The following is a 23,398-nucleotide window of genomic DNA, read 5'->3' as shown; positions in this document are numbered from 1 at the left end:
TCAATAAGTTACACATCATTAGTACCTTCCTTATTTTTTGACTGGGACAAATTTGGGACCGATGGGTTCAGGATCGAGTCTATTTGCCGTGCGTGTTCGGTAAGGTGATTAGGTGCGAGGTGAGCATATCGACGAACCATTTCGATAGACTCCCAGCCTCCCATTTCCTGTAACACTGACAACGGGACACCGGCTTGAACCAGCCAACTTGCCCAGGTGTGTCTCAAGTCGTGAAATCTGAAATCATCAATACCAGCCCGTCTCAGCGCCGCTTTCCAGGCTGTGTTTGCGTCATACCGCATCTTCCTTACTGTTGGCGCTTTCGTTCCGTCTGGTTTGGTACAGCTTTCCTTGTACACAAATACCCAACGGTGATGATTCCCGATTTGTTTTTTCAATACGCGACATACAGTATCATTCAGCGCAACGCCAATTGCGCGGTTTGATTTACTCTCTTCCGGGTTTATCCATGCCACCCGGCGCTGCATATCTATTTGTTGCCATTCAAGGTTGATGATGTTCGAGCGTCTTAAGCCTGTTGCCAGTGCAAATTCAACAACAGACTTTAATGGCTCCGGACATTCATCAATCAGCCTTTGTGCTTCATGGGGCTCCAGCCAGCGGATCCGTTTATTCTTTGGTTGAGGCACTTTAATAATTGGTGCCTTATCCAGCATTTTCCATTCACGCTCTGCGGCTCTTAGCAGGGCCTTTATAAATGAAAGATGCGTTGCCTTCGTTGCAACGGACGCTGGTTTTGGCGTGTATTCTGGAACTGGTTTCCCTTTTTTTCTGCATGCTTCTGCCCTGAGTTTCCAGTTTTCCTCATGACGCCGGTTCGTCATTTTCTGAATTGCTGAATAAATTTTTGATTCAGTAATGTCTCTTAATTGCATCCCTGCGAAATGTTGAAGCCAGAATCCGATCCGGCTTTTGTCATCGTCCAGTGATTTTTTATGTGCTTTCTCTTCAAGCCACCTGACACACGCTTCCTCGAACGTCATATCAGGTATTTCACCAAGTTTGCTGACCCGCCATGCTTCAGCCTTTAGCTTGTCATGGAGCTCTGTCGCCTGCCTTTTGTCCTTTGTTCCAAGAGACTGTTTAAATCTTTTACCGTTCGGCAATGTGAAACTGGCGTACCATATTTCACTTCTGCGGAAGAGTGACATTTTCTTTCCTCTGTTATGCCATCACCCGCGCTCACCTTGATAGTATGCAGCGGAGACTGAAGCGCCGCAATGCAGGCTTGTCGCGTTGTGAGGTAAGGAGATTTTGGTTTAGTGGGGTCTTTGCGTGTTGCCTGTAGGCGGCCTGTTCGTATCCAGTTGGTAGCGGTAGGTCTGGATATCTTGAGAAACTGACAGGCCTCATCGAGTGTGAGGCTGTATGATTCCATGGTTACCTCTGCTTTTTGAACGCATGTCACGTAACTTCTTAATGTGTTCTGCCGTTTCGATCTCTTCTGCTATCCGATCTGCATCAGCTTTATTCACAGGTTCAAAGTCATGATTAAAGCGGAACATGCTGGCGATACATGTTCTGCCTTTTCGGATGTAGTGAACTTTGTTGTGGGTAGAACGCAGGATTTTGCAGGGAGTGCCGTGGTGGTCGACGTACCAGGTGTTAGGCAAAATGATTCTGAACATTTTTACACCTCAGTTGGACGATGTTGAAATTTGCTCCTTTGAGGTCATCACAATCCCCATTGTTTGTTCTTAAGTTCGATCTCCTCCTGGCAACTTGCACAAGTCCGACAACCCTGAACGGCCAGGCGTCTTCGCTTATCTATGGGATCGCCACACTCACAACAATGAGTGGCAGATATAGCCTGGTGGTTCAGACGACGCATTTTTATTGCTGTATTGCGCTGTAATTCTTCGATTTCTGATGCTGAATCAATGATGTCTGCCATCTTTCATTAATCCCTGAATTGTTGGTTAATACGCTTGAGGGTGAATGCGAACAATAAAAAAGGAGCCTGTAGCTCCCTGATGATTTTGCTTTTCATGTTCATCGCTCCTTAAAGACGCCGTTTAACATGCCGATCGCCAGGCTTAAATGAGTCGGTGTGAATCCCATCAGCGTTACCGTTTCGCGGTGCTTCTTCAGTACGCTACGGCAAATGTCATCGACGTTTTTATCCGGAAACTGCTGTCTGGCTTTTTTGATTTCAGAATTAGCCTGACGGGCAATGCTGCGAAGGGCGTTTTCTTGCTGAGGTATCATTGAACAAGTCCCATGTCGGCAAGCATAAGCACACAGAATATGAAGCCCGCTGCCAGAAAAATGCATTCCGTGGTTGTCATGCAGCCTCCCGACGGGCAAAAATCCTTGAGCCGAACGCCATCAACTCGCCACGATCAACGGTCGTAAAGTGGCAGTGTGTACGGGGGTATGGGTGCCAGATAATGAGCATCGAGCCTTTATTATTTCCACTCACGGGTTTCCCGGTGAGTGGGTTAATAAATGCCAGTCGTCCTGCCGTGATGAATCTGACCTCACTGGCGGTTTGTATCGCTTCATGAAACCATCCGACAGACGTGTCAGCAGGCAATAACATTACACATCCCACACTACTGAATTTGTTTTCAGTGGCTGCCTTTTTCACAAAAGGGGAAATATTGCTGTATGGTGGATTCAGCCAGACATAACCAGAGGCATATCCCATTGCTTCAGGCCATGAAGTGGTTAATGTGTTCTGCTCCTGTGAGATAAAAAGCCGACATAGCCGGTTTTTTTCGTTGGCTGCAGCATCAAGTTGAAAAACGAACTCTGCATTCAGCGCAGCAAAAATCTCTGGTGGTGTGCGCCAGCTGTCGCGATGTTCGGCAGGAGTATTGCTTCCGGTGAAATCAGTCATACAGTCCCCCGTTTATTATTTATCGCCTCAGCCAGCCGCTGTGCTTTCAGTGGATTTCGGATAACAGAAAGGCCGGGAAATACCCAGCCTCGCTTTGTAACGGAGTAGACGAAAGTGATCGCGCCTATACGCGCATTGCAAATGAGTTGCTGGAAGTTGTAATGCTGGCCGGATTAACACAGCACCAGCTTCTGGTCTTCCTGGCTGTCATGCGCAAAACATATGGCTTTAATAAAAAACTGGATTGGGTGAGCAACGAGCAATTTTCCGAGTTAACCGGGATATTGCCGCACAAGTGTTCTGCTGCAAAAAGTGTTCTGGTAAAGCGTGGGATTTTAATTCAGAGCGGGCGGAATATCGGCATCAATAATGTGGTCAGTGAATGGTCAACATTACCCGAATCAGGTAAGAAAAATAAAGTTTACCTGAAAGAGGTAAATTTACCTGAATCAGGTAAGAAAAGTTTACCTAAATCAGGTAAAGGCGTTTACCCGAATCAGGTAAACACAAAAGACAAACTAACAAAAGACAATATAAAACCTTTTTCGTCCGAGAATTCTGGCGAATCCTCTGACCAGCCAGAAAACGATCTTCCTGTGGAGAAACCGAATGCTGCAATTCAGAGCGGCAGCAAGTGGGGGACAGCAGAAGACCTGACCGCCGCAGAGTGGATGTTTGACATGGTGAAGACCATCGCGCCATCAGCCAGAAAACCGAATTTTGCAGGGTGGGCTAACGATATCCGCCTGATGCGTGAACGTGACGGACGTAACCACCGCGACATGTGCGTGCTGTTCCGCTGGGCATGCCAGGACAACTTCTGGTCCGGTAACGTGTTGTGTCCGGCCAAACTCCGCGACAAGTGGACACAGCTCGAAATCAACCGAAACAAGCAGCAGGCTGGCGTGACAGCCGGCAAACCAAAACTCGACCTGACGAACACTGACTGGATTTACGGGGTGGAGCTATGAAAAACATCGCCGCACAGATGATTAATTTTGACCGTGAGCAGATGCGCCGGATCGCCAACAACATGCCGGAACAGTACGACGAAAAGCCGCAGGTACAGCAGGTAGCGCAGATCATCAACGGTGTGTTCAGCCAGTTACTGGCAACTTTCCCGGCGAGCTTGGCTAACCGTGACCAGAACGAACTGAACGAAATCCGCCGCCAGTGGGTTCTGGCTTTCCGGGAAAACGGGATCACCACGATGGAACAGGTTAACGCAGGAATGCGCGTAGCCCGTCGGCAGAATCGACCATTCCTGCCATCACCCGGACAGTTTGTCGCCTGGTGCCGGGAAGAAGCATCCGTTAACGCCGGGCTGCCAAACGTCAGCGAGCTGGTTGATATGGTTTACGAGTATTGCCGGAAGCGTGGCCTGTATCCAGATGCAGAGTCTTATCCGTGGAAATCAAACGCGCACTACTGGCTGGTTACCAACCTGTACCAGAACATGCGGGCCAATGCGCTGACTGACGCGGAATTACGGCGTAAGGCTGCCGATGAGCTGACCTGTATGACCGCGCGAATTAACCGTGGTGAGACGATACCTGAACCAGTAAAACAACTTCCTGTCATGGGCGGTAGACCTCTAAATCGTGCACAGGCTCTGGCGAAGATCGCAGAAATCAAAGCTAAGTTCGGACTGAAAGGAGCAAGTGTATGACGGGCAAAGAGGCAATTATTCATTACCTGGGGATGCATAAGAGCTTCTGTGCGCAGGACGTTGCTGCGGTAACAGGCGCAACAGTAACCAGCATAAATCAGGCTGCGGCTAAAATGGCGCGGGCAGGAATCTTAGTCATTGATGGTAAGGTCTGGCGAACGGTGTATTACCGGTTCGCTACCAGGGAAGAACGGGAAGGGAAGGTGAGCACGAATCTGATTTTTAAGGAGTGTCGCCAGAGTGCAGCGATGAAGCGGGTTTTATTTGTTTATGCGGCGGGGGGAGGAAATCAGTGAGGTTGACGATAACTCGTGTCTGGCGTTATATTTTGCCCGTTGCCGCAAAATCGGCACACGGGATTGGCGTCCCGGAATACTACTCAACGCATACCGCGTTAAGCGGTTTTTTTATGCGCTAAGCACGGCTACGCCCAAATTATGGTGGGCTGTGTGAGGGCTTCTTCGGGAGCGCCGGGTTTGAGTAGCCGGTTACGCCAACCTTGCACAGTTCACCACCAGTCGATTGGCGTCGTTGGTGGTGATGGTTAACCTGATGAGGTGATACTATGACTACTCAATTAGCATTCCACAAAACGACTTTTACCCCAATTTGCCACAATAACAGAATTTGGCTTACTGCCACTGAAGTTGGTTTAGCTCTGGAATATGCGGACGATAAAGCAGTTCAGCGCATTTACTCTCGTCACTCAGATGAATTTACAGATATGATGACAAGGGTGGTCAAAGTGACCACCCCTCGTGGAATGCAGGAGTCTCGAGTATTTAGCCTTCGCGGAGCCCATTTGATCGCCATGTTTGCACGAACTCCTGTAGCCAAAGAGTTCCGTCGCTGGGTTCTGGATATTCTCGATCGAGAAGTTCAACAATCCCCGATCACAAAACAATTCACTGATAACGAATTTTGCACACTTGCTTGGTTATGGCGAGCTGGGGATGCGATGTTAACCGCCTGCCAGAATGTTACTCCACTTCTTCAGGTTGCGGAGCATCGTGAAGCCGGTCGCTTTACTGCCATCGCTCAAGAATATCCCAAGGTACTCAACAGAGCGCGAGCAATCCTCGCCAGAGAAACGGCGCATGTAAAATTCCAACCTTGGCAGGATGATAAGTGGAGCAGAGTATTGTCGCATTTGCGTTCTGAGCAGTAGCAATAAAGTTTCCGGTGAGAAATGTCACCAGCATTTTGTTATGAAACGGGTATTGGCGGTATATGGGAGATAGGGGCTTTAGTTATTAGGTGTCGAGAATTAATTGTTTGTAGCAATATAAAAAGGAACGCTTAAGTCCGTTTATTATTTAAACTTCATATACATAGTGGATAAAAATGAGAACCACCCGCTGAGCGGGTGGTTTTGCGCAAGTTAAATTTTATAATTTCAGTGAATCTTTACGCTGTAATAATGCAAATGATAGTTGAAAAAAAGCACAATCAGTCGATGGATTCTCCGTAGGATGCAACTGCTTGAGCGGGGTATCCAGAAGCAAGCTGCTGTCTTCTTCCATAATCACTCAGATAATAATAATTATTATTATCTTTATTAAAAGCGTAAATGCAACAAAAATCCTCAAACTCACCACTTGTGTGCCATCCACTATTAGATAACTTGCCCCATTCCTGGTAAAGCCCTGCGTTAACTTCTCGCTCGATAATATGCGTTGCATAATGATCATCATAATCGTAACTATCGATATCACGTGCTTCAGGAAGTTCTCCGTTCATGTTTTCAATCCACGGTAAAATATCTTTAACTGACTTATAAGTTTCAATGCTGTATTTGAAAAAACGCTTCACGATAAAAATATAGATGCCGGCAGATTTATTCGTTGATTTATCAGTGGCGAAAATAACAAAAATCTTCCCAACGCACTTTTCATCTACGCCCGGAAAAGTTACTGTGCCATCCTGGCTAACTGCCAGAACATTATTGTCTGCATTAGTGCTACAGCTCCATGTTACCTTGTCATTATTAATAGGGTCATTATCAATGACCATCTTGAAGGTGGCTCCTGGAAACAAACTGTTGGGGAAACAGTAACCACTCTCCATATCATTTTTAATATCATAGATATGGCTATCAACTAACACGCCTGTAATTTTGCTCATCATTGAACTCTCTTTGTTTGTTAAATAAAAAGTTTTATTCCTGAACAACGGAACACGCTGATATTAATGCAACCAATGAATTGTTGTTGTTATTTGGAGATTATATAGTGGTATGAATATTATTATGTGATGTCTCTGAGTGATGGAGTAAGTATTATATGATTCGCTTTTGAGATTTACCTATGTCAGGCGTTGCTGTTCATGTTCGTCCCCGTTGTCAGTCTTCTTAGCCTGAGCTAATGTCATCATCAATGGGTTATCAGTTTTCTCTGTAGTTATATAATTAATTGAGCACCATGGGACATTATTGAATTTCATCTTCAATTGATTTTCCATAATCAACTCGCCATAATCATGTCATCGGAGCCTGAACACCCCCGATGTAGTGGTCAACAAAAACTGGCCACAGCTTTAGAGTTTTTCCAGAACAATCGTTCTGATTCATTCGGCGTCAAACCACCATTATATTGATGAGGTCTGAGCTGGCTGTAATATCCTGTGATGTAATTCGTTATTGCCGTGCTGGCTTCGCTAAAATTCGCGTAGCCATTATCCGGTACCCACTCTGTTTTCAGGCTTCTGAAGAACCGTTCCATTGGGCTGTTATCCCAGCAATTTCCCCGGCGACTCAGGCTTTGCTTTATCTGATATCTCCACAGTAACTGTCTGAAATTCCTGCTGGTATAGTGACTGCCTTGATCCGAGTGATACAGTAAATTAGCCGGTTTCCCCCGTGCTTCCCAGACCATCGACAGGGCTTTACCTGTCAGTGCGGAATCAGGGAAAAATGACATCGCCCAGCCAACCGGTTTGCGGGAAAACAAATCGAGTACAACAGCCAGATAAGCCCAGCGTTTTCCCGTCCAGATATAAGTCACATCACCGCACCAAGCCTGATTAGGCTCGGTAACAGCAAACTGGCGATCCAGATAATTAGGGATCTCAATGTGTTCCTTAGACGCCTTCTTATAACGATGGCCAGGTTGCTGACAGCTGATAATATTGAGCGCTTTCATCAGCTTTGTTGCCCGCCAGCGGCTCAGTTTTATACCTTTGGTGGTGACCATTGCGGCAATGCTTCGCGCTCCTGCTGAACCGTTACTTTCGTGATAAACTTCACGCACAAGGCTCAGTAATGCCACTTTCGTGGCGTCAGGCTTCCTGGGCTGCCGCCAGTATTTATAACTGCTGCGATGAACCCCAAACATGTTGCACACAACGGCAACAGGAAACCGCGCCCTGAGTTTCTCAACTAATGAGAATTGTTCAGGGAGTCTGACATCAAGAGCGCGGTAGCCTTTTTTAATATATCCCTTTCCATTTCAACGCGTTGAAGTCTTTTCTTCAACTCACGTATTTCAATCTGCTCAGGTGTCATGGGTGAAGCTATGGGTGATTTTCCCGCTCGCTCTTCTTTCAGTTGTCGAACCCATTTATCCATCGTGGATTTGCCGACATTCATCGCAGTGGCAGCGGCGGCAACGGTGTAATGCTGATCGAGTACAAGCTGGGCAGCCTCGAGGCGAAACTCGGGGCTAAAATTGCGTCTGTTACGTCCGGTCATAATGTCACCTGTTTTGACTATGAGGTGATGATATCACCTCTATTCAGGTGGCCAAATTCACTATGCCACTACACTCCTATTATCGGCACCATTTAAATCAAGCAGTTACTCCATATTTAAATGCTCCATGTTTTCCCTCCTATGCCGTATTTGTGCCATTGCAACCCTGGCAATTTATCAAAATACATGCTCTGGCATGAGGCAGTGTAGGTGCAGATAATTAAGCCAATTGCTGTCGCCATTCCTTGACGTGGTCAATCAGGGCGCGGAGCTTTGGTGCAATATTGCGACGCTGAGGGAAATACAGATAGAAGCCAGGAAATTGTGGAAGAAAGTCATCAAGCAGAGATACGAGCTTACCACTTTCAATATACGGCCTGAAAGTTTCCTGAGTGGCAATTGTTATGCCTCCGCCGGCAAGAGCCAGCCTCAACATCAGACGCAGATCATTAGTCGTAATCTGCGGTTCAATCGCAAGGTCGAAAGCTCTCCCGTTTTCTTCAAATGGCCAGCGATAAGGCGCAACATCCGGGGATTGACGCCAGCCGATACACTTATGATTCACAAGTTCACGCGGATGAACAGGTGTGCTGTGGGCTGCGAGATAGGAGGGAGAGGCAACCACCATTTCACGCTGCCTGGCGGTAAGGGGAACAGCAATCATGTCTTTTTCAATGACTTCTCCGAGCCTTACGCCAGCATCGTAACCTGCGGCTACGATATCGAATTCCTCATCTGTGACTACAATATCAAGCGTAACGGCGGGATTGGCAGCAGCAAACGAAGCGATTAGCGGACCTGAAAGAAATTCTTCAGCTATCGACGTCACCGCGATTCTGAGAAGTCCACGTGGCATATGGTCAGATACCATTTCTTCGAACGCCGCCTCAATACCGGATAAAGGTAATGACAGCGATTTGTGCAGCCGTTCTCCTGCTTCCGTCAAATTAACTGAGCGCGTGGTCCGCATTACAAGCATTGTCCCGAAAGTATCTTCAAGCCGTCTTATTCCCTGACTGACCGCTGAACGGGTAACGCCCAGCCGTGCGGCGGCTTTACTGAAATTACTCTCTTCTGCTACCGCGATAAAAATGGGTAAAAGATTAAGATCGATTTTCATTGTTTAATGCCGCTAACCACTGAGTACATTGAAAGCAGGATACTGGAACCAATCATAAAGTTCTATTATCTCTCCGAACACATTTGAAGGAGAACGTAATGGATAAGGTCATATTAATCACCGGCGCATCAAGTGGTATTGGGGAAGGTATTGCCAGAGAGTTGGGAACGACAGGTGCGAAGGTTTTACTGGGAGCACGCAGACTTGAGCGGATCGGAGCCATTGCAGCAGAAATCTGTCGCGCAGGCGGTATTGCTAAAGCGCGGGCGTTGGATGTTACAGACCGACAGTCCATGAGCGGTTTTGTGCAAGCTGCGCTGGATAGCTGGGGCCGGGTTGATGTTCTTATCAATAATGCGGGCGTTATGCCGCTTTCACCGCTTGCAGCAGGAAAACAGGATGAATGGGAGCTCACTATTGACGTGAATATCAAGGGCGTGCTTTGGGGAATTGGCGCCGTACTTCCGGTGATGGAAGCACAGGGTTCCGGTCAGATCATCAATCTTGGTTCTATTGGTGCTCTTTCTGTCGTGCCTACTGGCGCAGTCTATTGTGCAACTAAGTTTGCTGTACGGGCTATTTCTGATGGCTTACGGCAGGAAAGTTCGAAAATACGCGTGACCTGCGTAAATCCCGGCGTTGTAGAAAGTGAGCTAGCGTCAAGCATTACCCATGTGGAAACCATGAAGGCAATGGACGCCTACCGTTCTGTTGCACTTCAACCCGCAGATATAGCTCGTGCAGTAAGGCATATTATTGAATCTCCTGAAAGCGTTGATACAACTGAAATTACCATCAGACCCACTGCGTCTGCAAACTGAAGGATAACGTTAATGTTTACATTCCCGTTTTATTCAATATATCGGGAGGAAATTTCATATCCCTCTGTCGTGCCTGGCAAGATTCACTAAATTATGCATTCTCACTCCGAGGGAGATAGAGTTTTAATTGCAGTAAAATGATTTTATCAGGGAATAAACTGTCGCTTGTTTAATTCCTTTGCATATAAAAAGTCATACTCTTAATTATCATGATAATAACCATGAATACTACGTATTCTTTAATTGTCATTGCCGCTCTGTCTTTATTGTCCTTCAGTAGCGTCGCCAAAACTGTTACTGCCGTCGGTTCAACCATTGACAGTGCTGAGAAAGAAATATCTTTACAGGCAGAAAAACAAGGAAAATCATATAAAATTCTTGGAGTGTTTTTTAAGAACAGAGTTTATATGATCGCAAAGTTAACACCTGTCAATAAAAAACGCTTTATAAAGCAAATGAATTAAATTGTAATACATTACCAGAAAGCTTGTATATTGATTCAAAATTGTCATTCTTATGGCAATGGAATGCCTGACAAATGACTCTATTCCAACCTACTGTACCAGTTATTCTGCTAATTTTACGGATGCTTCGGTTTGGTGTGCTAAAGTAATATTTGCCACAGTTTTATTTACTCTCTCTTTCGCATTCTATAAATGAATAGGAATAATACATCCTTAAGTGGTTAATGCTGGTGTAATCAATAGGCCAGCATTAATCACAGATGATTATGTTGCCAGTCAGACAGATATTGTTAAACCGTCAAATTCATAATCAACACTTTTTCTTACGCCGCTAAATAGCTTGAAAAGCAGGGGGGTACATATTTTAAATATCACGCAAGTGAATTGTTTTATGATGTTATTAATAGAAATGGAGGAACAAATAGGCGTATTCTACAATTGCAACAAAAACAACGATATTAATCAGTTTATTACTGATTTGCTGTATTTTATTCTCTTTCATTGGTACTTCCTCGCTTTAAAAAAGAGTGCACTTCGTAAGTGCCCTTATATAAATAACGAGTTTGGTCAACCAATTTTTTGAGGTGTATCACAAATTTGAAAAGATGTATCATATCAGCCATCACTTATGACAGCAAAGTCATCGATATACGTCGCCTGAAATCAGTTCCGGGGATGCGTCTGCTCTAATGAGTGGCCAATGCTGGCGTCGATTGGCACAGGGGAAACATATCACAACTGTTCAGAATGTCGGATCTCTCAGGGGGTTTGAAGTGGTTTACTGAATTTGTCCACCTGAACAGAGGTGATATGCTCACCTCAGAACAACACAGGTGTCACAATGAAAAGAAGAAATTTCAGCGCAGAGTTTAAACGTGAATCCGCTCAACTGGTTCTTGACCAGACCTACACCGTTGCAGATGCGGCCAGTGCTATGAATGTGGGTCTTTCTACCATGACGCGATGGGTAAAACAGCTTCGTGATGAACGACAGGGAAAAGCGCCAAAAGCCTCCCCATAACCCCGGAGCAGATCGAAATACGTGAGCTCAGGAAAAAGCCACAACACATTGAAATAGAAAACGAAATATTAAAAAAGGCTACCGCGCTCTTGATGTCAGACTCCCTGAACAGTTCTCGTTAATCGGGAAACTCAGAGCGCATTATCCTGTGGTCACACTCTGCCACGTATTCGGGGTCCATCACAGCAGTTACAAATACTGGAAAAACCGCCCTGAAAAGCCAGACGGCAGACGGGCTGTATGACGCAGTCAGGTTATGGAGCTGCATAACATCAGCCATGGTTCTGCCGGCGCAAGAAGTATCGCGACTATGGCAACCCAGAGAGGCTTCAGAATGGGCCGCTGCCTTGCCGGCAGGCTCATGAAAGAGCTGGGACTGGTGAGTTGTCAGCAGCCCACTCACCGGTATAAACGTGGTGGTCATGAACACATAGCTATCCCGAATCACCCTGAGCAGCAGTTCGCAGTGACAGAGCCTACCTAATCAGGTGTGGTGCGGCGACGTTAGTAGGTTTAATGACCTGCGCCATGATGTTATCCGGACCCTGTTTCCTAATCACTACACCGGTATTTAATTACTCAGGTCAACTTCAGGCTGTTACAGGGACGATAGCCGTTATCTCATCAGTGCGTGCAAACTTATTTAAAGATGTTTTCTGTAATTTGCTGTTTTTATTTAATTCATCGCTACGGCCTTCTGCATATTAAAATCAACACCATTGCTCAAAACACGCCAGATAATTCTCGTCAGCTTATTCGCCAGCGCAACCGTGGTTTTCAGGAACCCTCGATGGACCTCCAGCTTTTGCAGCCAACTACTCAGACTGTCATCCCGATTTTTCACACAGCGCATTACAGGTCTCGCACCATGAATAATGAGTGTTCCCAGACTCCGGTTGCCATTTTTTGTCACAGAAGACAGGCGCTGTTTTCCGCCCGAACTGTGCTGTCGGGGAACCAGTCCGCACCACGCTGATAATTCTCGCCCACTCGAGAACTGTGTGGCATCAACTTCACTGAGAAATGCTGCTGCAATCAGGGGACCGACGCCCGGGATTGTTAATAGTTGCCGGTACGCGATTTGTTGTGATGACAGCGCTGCAATTTACTTATCCAGACCGGTAATTCGTTCATTTAATGCCTGCATATCTTCCCGTAGTGAGGACAGCAGTCGACGAAGAGTGAATGTCAGGTTGTTTGAGGCATCTTCAATCAGTTTCGGTAGTTTTTGCTGGTGACGCAGGAGCCCGACAGGAATAGCGAAGCCATATTCAGCGAGCAGAGAACGAAGCTGGTTGGCCAGCGCCGTTCTCTGCTTAACCATCAGTTGACGTGTGTTCCGGAGCGCCTTGATATCCTGTTGTTTTTACAGAAACAAAGTGAATACCCGGGCGAAATGCTGTCTCGCAAATTGCCAGCGCATCATTGGCATCATTTTTCTGGCTACGGACAAAAGCCTTTATGTGTTGTGCAGGGATGCGCCTGACACAATAGCCCATAGATGTAAGGGTTCGCCCCCAGAAATGCGAAGTGGCGCAAGCCTCCTTAGCAACAAGAGTTCCTGGTTCAAACTGTCGGATAGTATCCAGCAATTTAGAACGAGAGATTTTTTTGTTCAATGTGACGGGGCCATCGACCATCCAGACACAGACCTGAAAAACTGATTTGGCGATATCAATACCAACAACTCAGATCGTACTCATGTGATTTACTCCCGTAGCAAACACAGACGGTAAAAGTATGGCACTGACTGCTTCAGGAAAGGACGTCCATCACATCACTTCAATCTGAAATACACCAAAACCCAGCAAGGGCATTTCAATACCGTTGTTCAGTCTTACAGTTTGCATAGTGTTAGCCTCCCGTTATTGTTCATTGGAAGCATAACGTAAAGAGAGTTATTCAATTAGACGGCGGGATTTGTCAGGGGCTATGAACAAAATTCATTAATCTGCCTCAATGCTGATTGAGTAGCACTGTTATCGTGTAGGTCTATTTTATTGATGAATTATTTGCATAAGTGAAATCGATATTTACATACTAATCGAGAGTCGTATTTTAACTTAGAATAATAAGTCATACCTGATGGTGATGGAGGTGCTTACCGTGGTGTTTTCTGTATTAAGCAACAACCTAAAAATGCCAATGATAGGGTTTGGGGTTTTTCAGGTTACCGATAAAGAAGAGTGTAAACAGTCAGTGTTAAGTGCTATCCGAACCGGGTATCGTCTTATCGACACGGCTGCGGTATACGGTAATGAAGATGCTGTCGGTGAAGCTGTTCGTGAGGCCATTTCGGAAGGTCTTTGTACCCGTGAGGAGTTATTTATTACGTCAAAACTGTGGGTGCAGGATATGGTTAATCAGGATACAGCAAAAGCAGGAATTGAAGCATCGTTAAAAAAATCGGGACTTGAATATTTTGACCTCTATTTATTGCACCAGGCGATGCGTGATTATTTCAGTGCGTGGCGAGCCCTGGAAGCCGCTTATGATGAAGGCAAACTGAAAGCGATTGGTGTTTCCAATTTCTATCCTCATGTATTAGCAAACTTTTGTGAAACAGTCAGAATAAAACCAATGGTGAACCAGGTTGAGCTGCATCCCTATTTTGCACAACCAGAGGCGCTGGCAACCATGAAGCACTATAATGTGCAACCTGAAGCCTGGGCTCCGCTAGGCGGTGGAAGACATAATCCATTTGAAAACAGAATGCTTCAGAGTATTGCTGATGCCCACCAAAAAACGATTTCTCAGGTGATATTGCGCTGGAATATTCAACGTGGCGTGGTTGTTATCCCAAAATCAACTCATCAACAGCGTATTGAAGAGAACTTCGCCATCTGGGATTTTTCACTGACAGAGGCAGAAATGGAGCAAATTAGTTCGCTTGATTTAGGCTATGTTGGCGAATCTGTAAAACATTTTAATCCTGAATTTGTTCGTGGTTGTCTTGGCGTAAAAATACATGACTGATTTTAGTATTTGTTGAGCTATATTATTTGGATAATGACGTTTTTATCTGAGCTTACAGGTTTTGTTTTATAAAATAGTAAATTCAGACAATATGGGTTTTAACCAGCGATTTAAGTATATGATTCTTAAATTATTAATCATTTCATAATGAAGAGGCACTTTATGAAAACTATCGGTTATGCCGCACTCTCTTCCGACGCAAAACTGGTTCCTTATCATTTTAAACGTCGTGAGTTACGGGACAATGATATTGCCATTGAAATTCTTTATTGTGGTGTTTGTCACTCAGATTTACATACAGTTAATGGTGACTGGGGGCCTCAGCCTTATCCGTTAATTCCGGGGCACGAAATTGTCGGTATCGTGAGAGCTGTGGGGCAGGGGGTTAAAAAATATCAAGTAGGCGATCATGTTGCCGTTGGCTGTATGGTTGATAGCTGTATGCATTGCGACCAGTGTGAACAAGGCGAAGAACAGTATTGCCGCCACGGGATGACGCCAACCTACGGTGCTAAGGATCGGATCAGCGGCGAAATTACTCAGGGAGGCTACTCCAAACATATTGTGGTTCGTGAGGAATTTGTACTGCGGATCCCTGAAAATATGGATTTAGCCAAAACTGCACCGATTCTCTGTGCCGGAATTACCACATTCTCACCATTACGAACCTGGAATGTTGGCCCAGGCAGCCGTGTTGGCGTTATTGGGTTAGGCGGTTTAGGTCATATGGCTGTAAAACTGGCTGTCGCGATGGGGGCTGACGTTACTGTGATCAGCCGGACTAAAAGCAAAGAGGCAGACGCAAAATTGCTCGGTGCAAAAGGCATTCTCCCGTCTTCAGATCCTGAGGCATTACAGATGTCAGCCTGTGCATTCGATTTGATTATCGATACAGTTCCCGTTAAACACGACCTGAATATCTACACCCCATTGTTAGATATTGATGGTGCATTAGTTATTGTTGGACAGGTTGGGCCAATGGAAGAACCGTCTACGATCCCTCTGATTATGGGGCGTCGCCGTGTTGCTGGCTCACTCATCGGCGGTATTGCAGAAACACAGGAAGTGCTGGATTTCTGCGCGAAGCATAATATCTATCCCGAATGTGAAATGATCAATATTGATCAGATAAACGATGCTTTTGCTCGCCTTGCAAAAGGGGATATGGCACATCGTTTTGTTATTGATATGGCGTCACTGAATGCTGAGTAACGGAATAATTTACAGCAGTGTATATTTTCCAGCAACTCACAAGAAAGGCGTTCAATAATGGAACCAAAAATGTGTTTGAGAGCAGGAATTTGCGCTGAGCACTAACAGACATAATGATATTAAAAAGCCAGAGCCTTGCGATAGCCCTGGCTTTTGTCTGCCTGATGTTCAGTTTTTTTTATGATGGCGTAGCGCATCAACAACCAGCTGGAATGCTTTTGAGTGATTTCTGTTTTCCGGGTAATAAATATAATAACCATCCCAATAAGGACACCAGTCTTCAAGTACACTGATCAGTTCGCCGCTGGCGATGTGTTTTTCCGCAATATCGCGTGGAACATGCGCCAGGCCGTAGCCCTCTAACGCCGCCTGCAAATTTTGATAGATACGGCTAAACACCAGTTGACCGCTGACTTTTACATTCAGGCTTTTTCCTTCTTTTTCAAACTCCCACGCATACAGATTGCCATGCGTTGGAAAACGAAGATTAATGCAGTTATGACTAATAAGGTCATCTGGATGTTTTGGCAAAGGGTGTTGAGAAAAATATGCTGGCGAACCGACAACAGCAAAGCGCACGTCGGGATCAATACGTACAGAGATCATACCGCTGGATATCTGTTCTCCCAGGCGCGTTCCTGCATCGAATCGGCCGGATACAATATCCGTTAAAGTATAATCATCAATTAATTCCAGATTTATATCCGGATATTCTTTTAGTAATGGCTCAAGTTTTGGCCAGATGACAGACCTGATAGCGTAATCAGATGTGGATATTCGAACGGTTCCAGCAGGCTTCTTGTTGAGATCTTTTAGTTGCTGCAATGTTCCCTGAATCCCATCAATATAAGGCCCCAGCTCATCAAGCATTGATTGCCCTACATCCGTCAGCGATATGCTGCGGGTGGTGCGAGTGAGGAGTTTCATACCCAGACGAGATTCAAGGGTGCGCATACTGTGACTCAAAGCTGATTGTGATATCCCCAATTGAGCAGCAGCCCTGGTGAAACTCTTTTCACGCGCAACAACGATGAATGCCATTAAATCATTAAGATTTTCTCGTGCCACTCTCTGCCTCTCATTGCGGAAAAAAGATATCTGTTTACATGTTAGCGTGAGAGATATGGTAAGCCCCAACCTTAAACAAGGAAACATTGAGCATAAAAATAGCGTCAGCCTTACCTGTACAAAGGGAAAACTGACGCCTGAAAAATTAAACAACAGATTCTGTTCTGATTATAAAGGGTTAAATTTTAAAATCTGAATATGACTCATTACTTCGTTGTTTAAGGATTTCCCGCGCCGAATCAGCCATTATCATGACTGCGCCAGCCAGCATCAGGGTATCTTTCAACACCAGACGACCGGCTCCGGATAAATAGGGAAAACCATGATGAGCATCCCCCAGAGCAGGCACCCAGGCTTCAGGAGTGGTGATTAAAAATGAGAGTGTTACCAGCGGTGTGGCAAATGACATTAATCCACCCAATAAACCCAACCACCGGTTAACAGGATTTGCTAACACCAGCAGAGCAATCATCACCTCCACGACGCCAAGGCCATTGGAAAAACCATAGGTATTATTAGCAATTTGCCATGTCCGGGCTTCCGGCTTATATTCGCCTTCGTGAGTCAGGTACTGTTTATATTCTTCTGGATGTTCATAAAAGAACGACATTAGCGGACTGTTCGCGACGAATGGTGTAATGCTGTCGGCCTCGTAAGGGACAAACTTTAATAACCCAATCCACATAAAAACAATCGCAATGCTCAGACGAATCAATGTCAGGCCAATTTTATCTCCCCGACTTAACAGGTGCAGGTATTTTTTCATTATCAACGTCCTTATTTATACAATACTGCCGTCGCGGTTGAGTTGTTATCAATCCGCATGGAGGTAATTTTCCATGATGATGCGTCATGTTTTCTGGCGATATCAGCAATGGCATCCTCCAGAACTGTCGGTGATGCTGATACTGACGAGACGCTGACATGTTTCAGAACTATTTTGTCATCTGCATTGGTAGAAAAAGCCATAATACCAGATAATAGCATTGCAAATAAAACAGTTTTTTTAAACATATAAAATACCATCAATGAAGTGATTGAGGAATTATAGAATAAGCAAAAATTGATAAAATTGTTTTCTCTGAGACGCCAGAATATTTGTCCTGGCGTCTGATTTTAGGTTTATTTGACTAATGAAAATAGATCATTGAGTGATTCGCTCATCGACGGATGAGTAAATATCTGATCGCGTAATATGCTATAAGGCAGCCCGGCATCCATCGCCATTTTCACAATATTGATCATCTCGTGGGAGTCAACACATAGCAGTGATGCCCCTAATATACGTTGGGTTTTATTATCGATAATCGCTTTTAATACCCCACGGGTATCGTTCATCACTCTGGCGCGCGGAATTGCCGCTACAGGCAATGTAACCACCTGAATATCTGCACCACTCTCTCTGGCTTGTTCTTCTGTCATACCAACCCGAGACAGTGGAGGAGTCATGAATACGGAATAAGGCACATTTTTCCGATCATCAGTACTACGTCTGCCTTCTCCCAGTAACTCATCGCGCACAATGCGGTAATCATCCAGTGAAATATAAGTAAACTGCAGCCCGCCGGTAACATCTCCCATAGCCCAAATATTGTCTGCGGTGGTATGTAATCGCTTGTCAACGACAATTGCCCCGCGCTCGTTCACCGCAACCCCGGCATTTTCTGGTTTTAACGAGGCGGTAGCAGGCTGGCGACCGGAAGCAATTAACAGGACATCCACCGCCAGTTGAGTGTGTCCGGTATGCACTTGTACTTTATTTTTATCGTGGCTGATACGCTGCACATGGGCGTTGAGGATAATATCCACTCCCTGCTCGCGTAAAATAGTCGCGATATTATCAGCAATGTCCCGATCTTCCCGAGGCAAAAATAGAGGCGCTGCTTCAAAAATAGTCACCTTACTGCCAAAATTAGCGAACATAGAGGCGAACTCAACGCCAATATATCCCCCGCCTAAAATGCCCAAATGTTCGGGTAATTCCTTCAGGTTAAGTAATCCGGTACTGTCATAGACGCCTGGCGTCGTGGTTATTCCTGGAATTGATGGAACCACAGTTTGTGCGCCGGTATTAATAAAAATTTTCTCACCGTGAATCTCCAGATTTCCCTCTGGTCGATGAATACGCAGAATATGATTATTGATAAACTCCGCTTGCCCGACGATCACGTCGATATTGGGCATATCCGCAAGATTATGGAAATTCTTATTGCGTAAGAATTTGACGACCTCATCTTTACGCTGCATGGCACGGGAAAAATCTGTGTGCTGTTGTGCGTCATGAACCAATGTTTTGGTTGGGATGCAGCCGATATTAATACATGTCCCGCCATACATTGCATTCGATTGTTCGATGAGAGCCACACGCCAACCCGCTTTAGCCAGCGTGACGGCTAATGTTTTTCCTGCCTTACCAAAACCAATAATAACTGCCTGATATTTATTCATGATAATTTCCTGTCGAAACGTATTCATTTGACGTAATGACTATAGACGTAAATGCGCAAATAACACTTCTTCACAACGCTTGATATTTTGTCTTATCGTCTGATGTTCGTTGTTTTTTAATCAGGGTCACAATATAACGATGATGATTAACTAATTGATGATATTGGCTTAAGGCTTATATAAGATTATTGATTCTATAATCAAAAAACTACTCAGGAGTCTGATATGGATGCCCTTAGCCGTTTGTTGATGCTTAACGCTCCACAAGGAACGATCGATAAAAATTGCGAGTTAGGAAGTGACTGGCAGCTTCCACATGTTGCGGGGGAACTATCGGTTATTCGTTGGCATGTGTTAACACAAGGTGCGGCGAAACTGGAAATGCCGGCGGGGCAGACCTTTACATTGCGCCCTGGGAATGTGGTTCTGCTACCACAAAACTCAGCTCATCGCCTGAGTCACATTGAAAATGAATCGACCTGTATCGTATGCGGCACTCTTCGGCTGCAACGTTCGGCGCGTTATTTTTTGACCTCTTTGCCGGAAGCTCTGTTTTTGGCACCGGAAAGTGACAGCGTGGAGTTTAACTGGCTGAGGGAGGCGATTCCTTTTTTACAACAGGAATCCAGAGCGGCAATGCCGGGAGCGGATGCTCTGTGTAGCCAGGTATGCGCCACACTCTTTACACTCGCCGTGCGTGGATGGATCGTACAGGCTAATACGGAGAAAAATATTCTCAGTTTGTTGCTTCATCCGCGCCTTGGCGTGGTGATTCAGCAAATGCTGGAAATGCCTGGCCATCCCTGGACAGTCGAATCGCTGGCCAGCAGCGTTCACATGTCCAGGGCAAGTTTTGCCCAACTTTTTCGTGATGTTTCTGGGACCACGCCACTGGCTGTATTAACAAAGTTGCGGCTACAAATAGCGGCTCAGCGGTTTTCCCGGGAAACGCTCTCCGTCGTGGTGATCGCTGAGTCAGTAGGCTATGCCAGTGAATCATCCTTTCACAAGGCTTTTGTTCGCGAGTTTGGCTGTACTCCAGGTGAATATCGGGAAAGAGTCAGACAGCTTCAGGAGGTTATCTTATAAGCTAAGTATGGATAAGATTATCTGTTATAAAAATAGAGCAAGTCATACTCAGCGTAGCGGGGAAAAACAGCCGGATGTTCTGGTAGAAATAAAGAACATCCAGGCATTCTAAAGGTAAGATTTCTGTTACTTAATCTTTGTGTGCATCCTTATCCATATAAAAGCGTATGGTTAAGAAAACCACTTTATCGCATAAACCAGAAATAAAAGAGACCTACTTTTAAGCCAAGTATTGCGATGTAAGCACAGCAGTATTTCATGGTGCCAGACATTATTTGATTGGCTTGCCCTTCCATTTTTGTGGCAGAAACGGCAATGGCAATACTTTGCGGTGAAATCATTTTCCCACCCGTGGCACCGGAAGTATTTGCCGCCGCCAGCCAATTGGGATCGATATGCAGCTTGCTGGCTGCAATAGTTTGTAGTTTGCCAAACAAAATATTCGAGTTAGTGTCGCTGCCGGTGACAAAAGTACCCAGCGCACCAATGACCGGCGCGAGAAAGACGTATGAACTTCCGGTGAGATCGACAATTGACCGTGCCAACGTAGAAATAATGCCGCTGAGATCCATAACTGTTGCCATGGCGACAATGGCCATAATCGCAATAATAGAATTTTTAAGCTGGAATACGGTTTTGATAAATACTTCCAGCATACCGCGTGCTGATGCTCCCTGAATAAAACCGCCGAGAATAGTTGCAAAGATAATCAACATTCCAGGCGTTGTGAGCCATTCTATTTTTAACGCTAATGTCCCGCCATCGAGCAGTGAAAAATGCAGCACTGAAGCCAGCTGAGATGCTGCTGCTTTTATCGTTGGGAATAACGGTGAGCACAGCAGAATAAAGACAAAAATAAACAGGTAAATAGAACCGACCCGGAACAGCACCTTTGCCGAACGTGGTGCCATTTCACGGGTATGGCTGGCTTCAATACGCCACTCTGGGTCTACTTCACCTTTGCGCAGACGGCTGGCAATTGCGACAGCGAAAAGGCTAGCCAGGCTGCCAGCAAAAGCGGGCAATTCGGCACCAAGATGGACGGCAACAAAGTATTGCGGAATAAGTGTCGCGATGCCACATAGCAGTGTGATAAGGAATACGCCGCGAATCGCTTTCACGCCGCCGCCAATAATACAAATAATGACAAAGGGCAGCAGGAGATTAAAAATCGCTAATTGCAGAATAATTGTGCCACCTAAGGTGTAAACAGACAGATTAACCTGCTCGGCGAGGATTGAAACCGGAATACCTACCGCCCCAAACGCTGTAGGCACCGTATTGGCAACCAGTGAAGCAATTGCGGCTTTCAGTGGGTTGAATCCCAACGCGATGAGGATACCAATAGGAATGGCGACTGCAGTACCGTAGCCGGCAGCAGCCTCAAGAAAACCACCAAAACACCATGAAATAAGGAGCACCTGGATACGCTTATCTTCGCTAATACTGGCGAGAATATCGCGGAGAATATCCAGAGCTTTGGTTGCCTGCATGACGTTATAACTGAATATTGCACCGAGGATCACAATCACGATCGGCCATAATCCTTTGAGTGCGCCATAACCCACTGAGGCTTTCAGATTCTGTATTGGCATGTCCCAGAACAGGACAGATAAAGCCGCTGTAAATGCCAGTGATATCAGAACTGAATAATGAACAGGCATCTTCAGTTTCAGAATCAAAAATACCATAAGGAGCAAAGGTGAGAGTGCAATAGCAAACATTAAATATCCGTGCATTTCTATTCCTGACTATATTTATCGACCTTGTTTATCTATTTTTCCGATGGAGGTTATCTCATTATTAAAATAAAAAATGCAAACTGAATCGCTTCAGTAAAATAAAATTACACATTGTTAATGTTTGTATATTTATTGTTAGCATTCTGATTTATAAAATAATGTATGTATATTTTAACAGCCCCTTAATGAGTAACTCTAAATAGGTATTCAAGGTCGGGTTTATGAATTTTGTGACCCACTTAAATCAAATTTTCACCCCAGTGTTGATAGCTGGTGTCTTTATAAAAATGTGAGCGATGCCGAAAGAAATAAAATTAGTTATTGCATCCAGGTATTGAATGACGGATTATCTGTTTTGTCATACAAATGAGTTTGGAATTGTATTTTATTACTTAATAAAAAAGAGCCCCTATTTTTATTGATGATTGATAACCCAGAAGGGGTGGTTGCCATCGGGCATAAACAGAAATGAAGTAATGGAGTGTTGGTTGTGAATGTAAATTTCTTTGTTACCTGTATTGGTGATGCACTGAAATCAAGGATGGCACGAGACTCCGTGCTGCTACTGGAAAAACTCGGCTGTCGCGTAAATTTCCCGGAGAAACAGGGATGCTGCGGTCAGCCTGCGATCAATAGTGGTTATATCAAAGAAGCGATTCCGGGGATGAAAAATCTGATCGCTGCACTGGAGGATAACGACGATCCCATTATTTCACCTGCTGGTTCCTGCACCTATGCCGTAAAAAGTTACCCGACGTATCTGGCGGATGAACCTGAATGGGCATTACGTGCCGAAAAGGTTGCCGCGCGTATGCAGGATCTCACCTCTTTTATTGTTAATAAATTAGGGGTAGTGGATGTCGGCGCCAGCTTGCAGGGGAGAGCGGTGTATCACCCATCTTGCAGCCTGTCCCGTAAGCTGGGGGTGAAGGACGAGCCACTTACGCTGCTGAAAAATGTACGCGGACTGGAGCTGTTGCCCTTTGCCGAACAGGACACTTGCTGCGGGTTTGGCGGCACGTTCTCGGTCAAAATGGCCGAAATATCCGGCGAGATGGTGAAAGAAAAGGTTTCGCACCTGATGGAAGTCCGCCCTGAGTATTTAATTGGCGCTGACGTGAGTTGCCTGCTGAACATTAGTGGGCGATTACAACGTGAAGGGCAGAAAGTCAAAGTGATGCATATTGCTGAAGTGCTGATGAGCCGCTGAGGATATA

At 45.4% G+C, this 23,398-nt stretch carries 26 protein-coding genes and 3 pseudogenes; 11 read left to right on the top strand and 18 right to left on the bottom strand.

What is annotated here, in order from left to right; translation table 11 throughout:
- Positions 1-8: 8 nt before the first annotated feature.
- The 7 genes from LG381_RS21370 to LG381_RS21340 form a co-directional block, all read right to left on the bottom strand.
- On the bottom strand, positions 9-1,127 hold the full coding sequence (locus tag LG381_RS21370; protein ID WP_225763006.1) for a site-specific integrase: 1,119 nt from the start codon (positions 1,125-1,127) through the stop codon (positions 9-11).
- Positions 1,049-1,399: a helix-turn-helix domain-containing protein gene (locus LG381_RS21365; protein ID WP_000446903.1), complete on the bottom strand. Its 351-nt coding sequence runs from the start codon at positions 1,397-1,399 to the stop codon at positions 1,049-1,051. Before LG381_RS21365 ends, LG381_RS21370 begins: the two co-directional genes overlap by 79 nt.
- Positions 1,371-1,649, bottom strand: a complete 279-nt coding sequence (locus LG381_RS21360; RefSeq protein WP_000488419.1) for a DUF4222 domain-containing protein — start codon at positions 1,647-1,649, stop codon at positions 1,371-1,373. The genes LG381_RS21365 and LG381_RS21360 overlap by 29 nt, the downstream gene beginning before the upstream one ends.
- A gap of 47 nt (positions 1,650-1,696) precedes the next feature.
- Positions 1,697-1,915 carry a TraR/DksA family transcriptional regulator gene (locus LG381_RS21355; RefSeq protein WP_044190299.1) on the bottom strand — a complete coding sequence of 73 codons (219 nt, stop codon included), beginning with the start codon at positions 1,913-1,915 and terminating at the stop codon, positions 1,697-1,699.
- A 98-nt stretch (positions 1,916-2,013) separates the two neighbouring features.
- Positions 2,014-2,229, bottom strand: coding sequence for a cell division protein ZapA (locus LG381_RS21350; protein WP_225762909.1), 216 nt, complete (start codon positions 2,227-2,229; stop codon positions 2,014-2,016).
- Positions 2,230-2,305: 76 nt separating this feature from the next.
- Entirely contained in the window at positions 2,306-2,863 is a 558-nt protein-coding gene (locus LG381_RS21345; RefSeq protein WP_225762908.1) for a phage N-6-adenine-methyltransferase, read from the bottom strand.
- Positions 2,860-3,006: a DUF1317 family protein gene (locus LG381_RS21340; RefSeq protein WP_225763005.1), complete on the bottom strand. Its 147-nt coding sequence runs from the start codon at positions 3,004-3,006 to the stop codon at positions 2,860-2,862. Before LG381_RS21340 ends, LG381_RS21345 begins: the two co-directional genes overlap by 4 nt.
- On the opposite strand from LG381_RS21340, the gene LG381_RS21335 reads away from it, so the two are divergent.
- The 4 genes from LG381_RS21335 to LG381_RS21320 all read left to right on the top strand — a co-directional run bounded on the left by LG381_RS21335 (position 2,998) and on the right by LG381_RS21320 (position 5,700).
- Positions 2,998-3,834 (top strand): replication protein, encoded by an 837-nt coding sequence (locus LG381_RS21335; protein WP_225763004.1) that lies wholly within the window; start codon positions 2,998-3,000, stop codon positions 3,832-3,834. The genes LG381_RS21340 and LG381_RS21335 overlap by 9 nt on opposite strands.
- Positions 3,831-4,532: a replication protein P gene (locus tag LG381_RS21330; protein WP_047667033.1), complete on the top strand. Its 702-nt coding sequence runs from the start codon at positions 3,831-3,833 to the stop codon at positions 4,530-4,532. The genes LG381_RS21335 and LG381_RS21330 overlap by 4 nt, the downstream gene beginning before the upstream one ends.
- On the top strand, positions 4,529-4,828 hold the full coding sequence (locus tag LG381_RS21325) for a protein ren (protein ID WP_222680175.1): 300 nt from the start codon (positions 4,529-4,531) through the stop codon (positions 4,826-4,828). The genes LG381_RS21330 and LG381_RS21325 overlap by 4 nt, the downstream gene beginning before the upstream one ends.
- A 269-nt stretch (positions 4,829-5,097) precedes the next feature.
- The gene (locus LG381_RS21320) at positions 5,098-5,700 is read left to right on the top strand and encodes a P22AR C-terminal domain-containing protein (protein WP_222680174.1); all 603 of its coding nucleotides are present in this window, start codon (positions 5,098-5,100) and stop codon (positions 5,698-5,700) included.
- 281 nt (positions 5,701-5,981) lie between these two features.
- Here LG381_RS21320 and LG381_RS21315 read toward each other — a convergent pair whose 3' ends face one another.
- From LG381_RS21315 to LG381_RS21305, 3 genes are all read right to left on the bottom strand, one after another.
- Positions 5,982-6,659, bottom strand: coding sequence for a hypothetical protein (locus LG381_RS21315; protein ID WP_222680173.1), 678 nt, complete (start codon positions 6,657-6,659; stop codon positions 5,982-5,984).
- A 386-nt stretch (positions 6,660-7,045) separates the two neighbouring features.
- Positions 7,046-8,220 (bottom strand): IS3 family transposase gene (locus LG381_RS21310; RefSeq protein WP_225762907.1). Its coding sequence is split into 2 segments (ribosomal slippage): positions 7,046-7,962 and positions 7,962-8,220, totalling 1,176 coding nucleotides; the frame shifts between segments, so codons are not numbered across the junction.
- A gap of 220 nt (positions 8,221-8,440) precedes the next feature.
- Positions 8,441-9,340, bottom strand: coding sequence for a LysR family transcriptional regulator (locus LG381_RS21305; protein WP_085460415.1), 900 nt, complete (start codon positions 9,338-9,340; stop codon positions 8,441-8,443).
- Between the two features lie 98 nt (positions 9,341-9,438).
- Here LG381_RS21305 and LG381_RS21300 point away from each other — a divergent pair, with 98 nt between their 5' ends.
- Both LG381_RS21300 and LG381_RS21295 read left to right on the top strand, forming a co-directional pair.
- Positions 9,439-10,161, top strand: coding sequence for an SDR family oxidoreductase (locus LG381_RS21300; protein WP_225762906.1), 723 nt, complete (start codon positions 9,439-9,441; stop codon positions 10,159-10,161).
- Between the two features lie 221 nt (positions 10,162-10,382).
- On the top strand, positions 10,383-10,625 hold the full coding sequence (locus LG381_RS21295) for a DUF1471 domain-containing protein (RefSeq protein ID WP_032224623.1): 243 nt from the start codon (positions 10,383-10,385) through the stop codon (positions 10,623-10,625).
- A 400-nt stretch (positions 10,626-11,025) separates the two neighbouring features.
- On the opposite strand, the gene ykgR is transcribed toward LG381_RS21295, so the two are convergent.
- Entirely contained in the window at positions 11,026-11,127 is a 102-nt protein-coding gene (ykgR, locus tag LG381_RS21290) for a small membrane protein YkgR (RefSeq protein ID WP_000662205.1), read from the bottom strand.
- A 339-nt stretch (positions 11,128-11,466) separates the two neighbouring features.
- Here ykgR and LG381_RS21285 point away from each other — a divergent pair.
- Positions 11,467-12,155, top strand: a pseudogene (locus LG381_RS21285) (transposase); the annotation flags it as partial.
- Positions 12,156-12,322: 167 nt separating this feature from the next.
- Here LG381_RS21285 and LG381_RS21280 read toward each other — a convergent pair.
- Positions 12,323-13,286 (bottom strand): annotated as a pseudogene (locus LG381_RS21280) (IS110 family transposase).
- Between the two features lie 144 nt (positions 13,287-13,430).
- A pseudogene (locus LG381_RS21275) lies at positions 13,431-13,496 on the bottom strand (2,5-didehydrogluconate reductase); the annotation flags it as partial.
- Positions 13,497-13,752: 256 nt separating this feature from the next.
- Between LG381_RS21275 and LG381_RS21270 the strand changes: the two are divergent.
- Both LG381_RS21270 and LG381_RS21265 read left to right on the top strand, forming a co-directional pair.
- The gene (locus LG381_RS21270) at positions 13,753-14,622 is read left to right on the top strand and encodes an aldo/keto reductase (protein ID WP_225763003.1); all 870 of its coding nucleotides are present in this window, start codon (positions 13,753-13,755) and stop codon (positions 14,620-14,622) included.
- A 162-nt stretch (positions 14,623-14,784) separates the two neighbouring features.
- The gene (locus LG381_RS21265) at positions 14,785-15,834 is read left to right on the top strand and encodes an NAD(P)-dependent alcohol dehydrogenase (protein WP_000848741.1); all 1,050 of its coding nucleotides are present in this window, start codon (positions 14,785-14,787) and stop codon (positions 15,832-15,834) included.
- 168 nt (positions 15,835-16,002) lie between these two features.
- Here the strand turns inward: LG381_RS21265 and LG381_RS21260 are convergent, their stop codons facing one another.
- The 4 genes from LG381_RS21260 to rclA all read right to left on the bottom strand — a co-directional run bounded on the left by LG381_RS21260 (position 16,003) and on the right by rclA (position 19,350).
- Positions 16,003-16,902, bottom strand: coding sequence for a LysR family transcriptional regulator (locus tag LG381_RS21260; protein ID WP_225762905.1), 900 nt, complete (start codon positions 16,900-16,902; stop codon positions 16,003-16,005).
- 178 nt (positions 16,903-17,080) lie between these two features.
- Positions 17,081-17,668: a reactive chlorine species resistance protein RclC gene (rclC, locus tag LG381_RS21255; RefSeq protein ID WP_105290524.1), complete on the bottom strand. Its 588-nt coding sequence runs from the start codon at positions 17,666-17,668 to the stop codon at positions 17,081-17,083.
- Between the two features lie 11 nt (positions 17,669-17,679).
- Positions 17,680-17,916, bottom strand: coding sequence for a reactive chlorine resistance periplasmic protein RclB (rclB, locus tag LG381_RS21250; protein ID WP_225762904.1), 237 nt, complete (start codon positions 17,914-17,916; stop codon positions 17,680-17,682).
- Positions 17,917-18,024: 108 nt separating this feature from the next.
- Positions 18,025-19,350: a reactive chlorine resistance oxidoreductase RclA gene (gene rclA / locus LG381_RS21245; RefSeq protein WP_225762903.1), complete on the bottom strand. Its 1,326-nt coding sequence runs from the start codon at positions 19,348-19,350 to the stop codon at positions 18,025-18,027.
- A gap of 225 nt (positions 19,351-19,575) precedes the next feature.
- Here rclA and rclR point away from each other — a divergent pair, with 225 nt between their 5' ends.
- Positions 19,576-20,439: a reactive chlorine-specific transcriptional regulator RclR gene (gene rclR, locus LG381_RS21240; RefSeq protein WP_225762902.1), complete on the top strand. Its 864-nt coding sequence runs from the start codon at positions 19,576-19,578 to the stop codon at positions 20,437-20,439.
- A gap of 185 nt (positions 20,440-20,624) precedes the next feature.
- On the opposite strand, the gene LG381_RS21235 is transcribed toward rclR, so the two are convergent.
- Positions 20,625-22,178 (bottom strand): L-lactate permease, encoded by a 1,554-nt coding sequence (locus tag LG381_RS21235; protein WP_225762901.1) that lies wholly within the window; start codon positions 22,176-22,178, stop codon positions 20,625-20,627.
- Between the two features lie 493 nt (positions 22,179-22,671).
- Between LG381_RS21235 and LG381_RS21230 the strand changes: the two genes are divergently transcribed.
- Positions 22,672-23,391: a heterodisulfide reductase-related iron-sulfur binding cluster gene (locus LG381_RS21230; protein WP_001102104.1), complete on the top strand. Its 720-nt coding sequence runs from the start codon at positions 22,672-22,674 to the stop codon at positions 23,389-23,391.
- Positions 23,392-23,398: the final 7 nt, after the last annotated feature.

Origin of the sequence: Escherichia sp. Marseille-Q3837, from assembly GCF_916618735.1 — a bacterium.
GTDB classification, from domain to species: domain Bacteria; phylum Pseudomonadota; class Gammaproteobacteria; order Enterobacterales; family Enterobacteriaceae; genus Escherichia; species Escherichia ruysiae.
The sequence above is the reverse complement of the archived record's forward strand: the minus strand, read 5'-3'. Positions and strand labels throughout refer to the sequence as shown.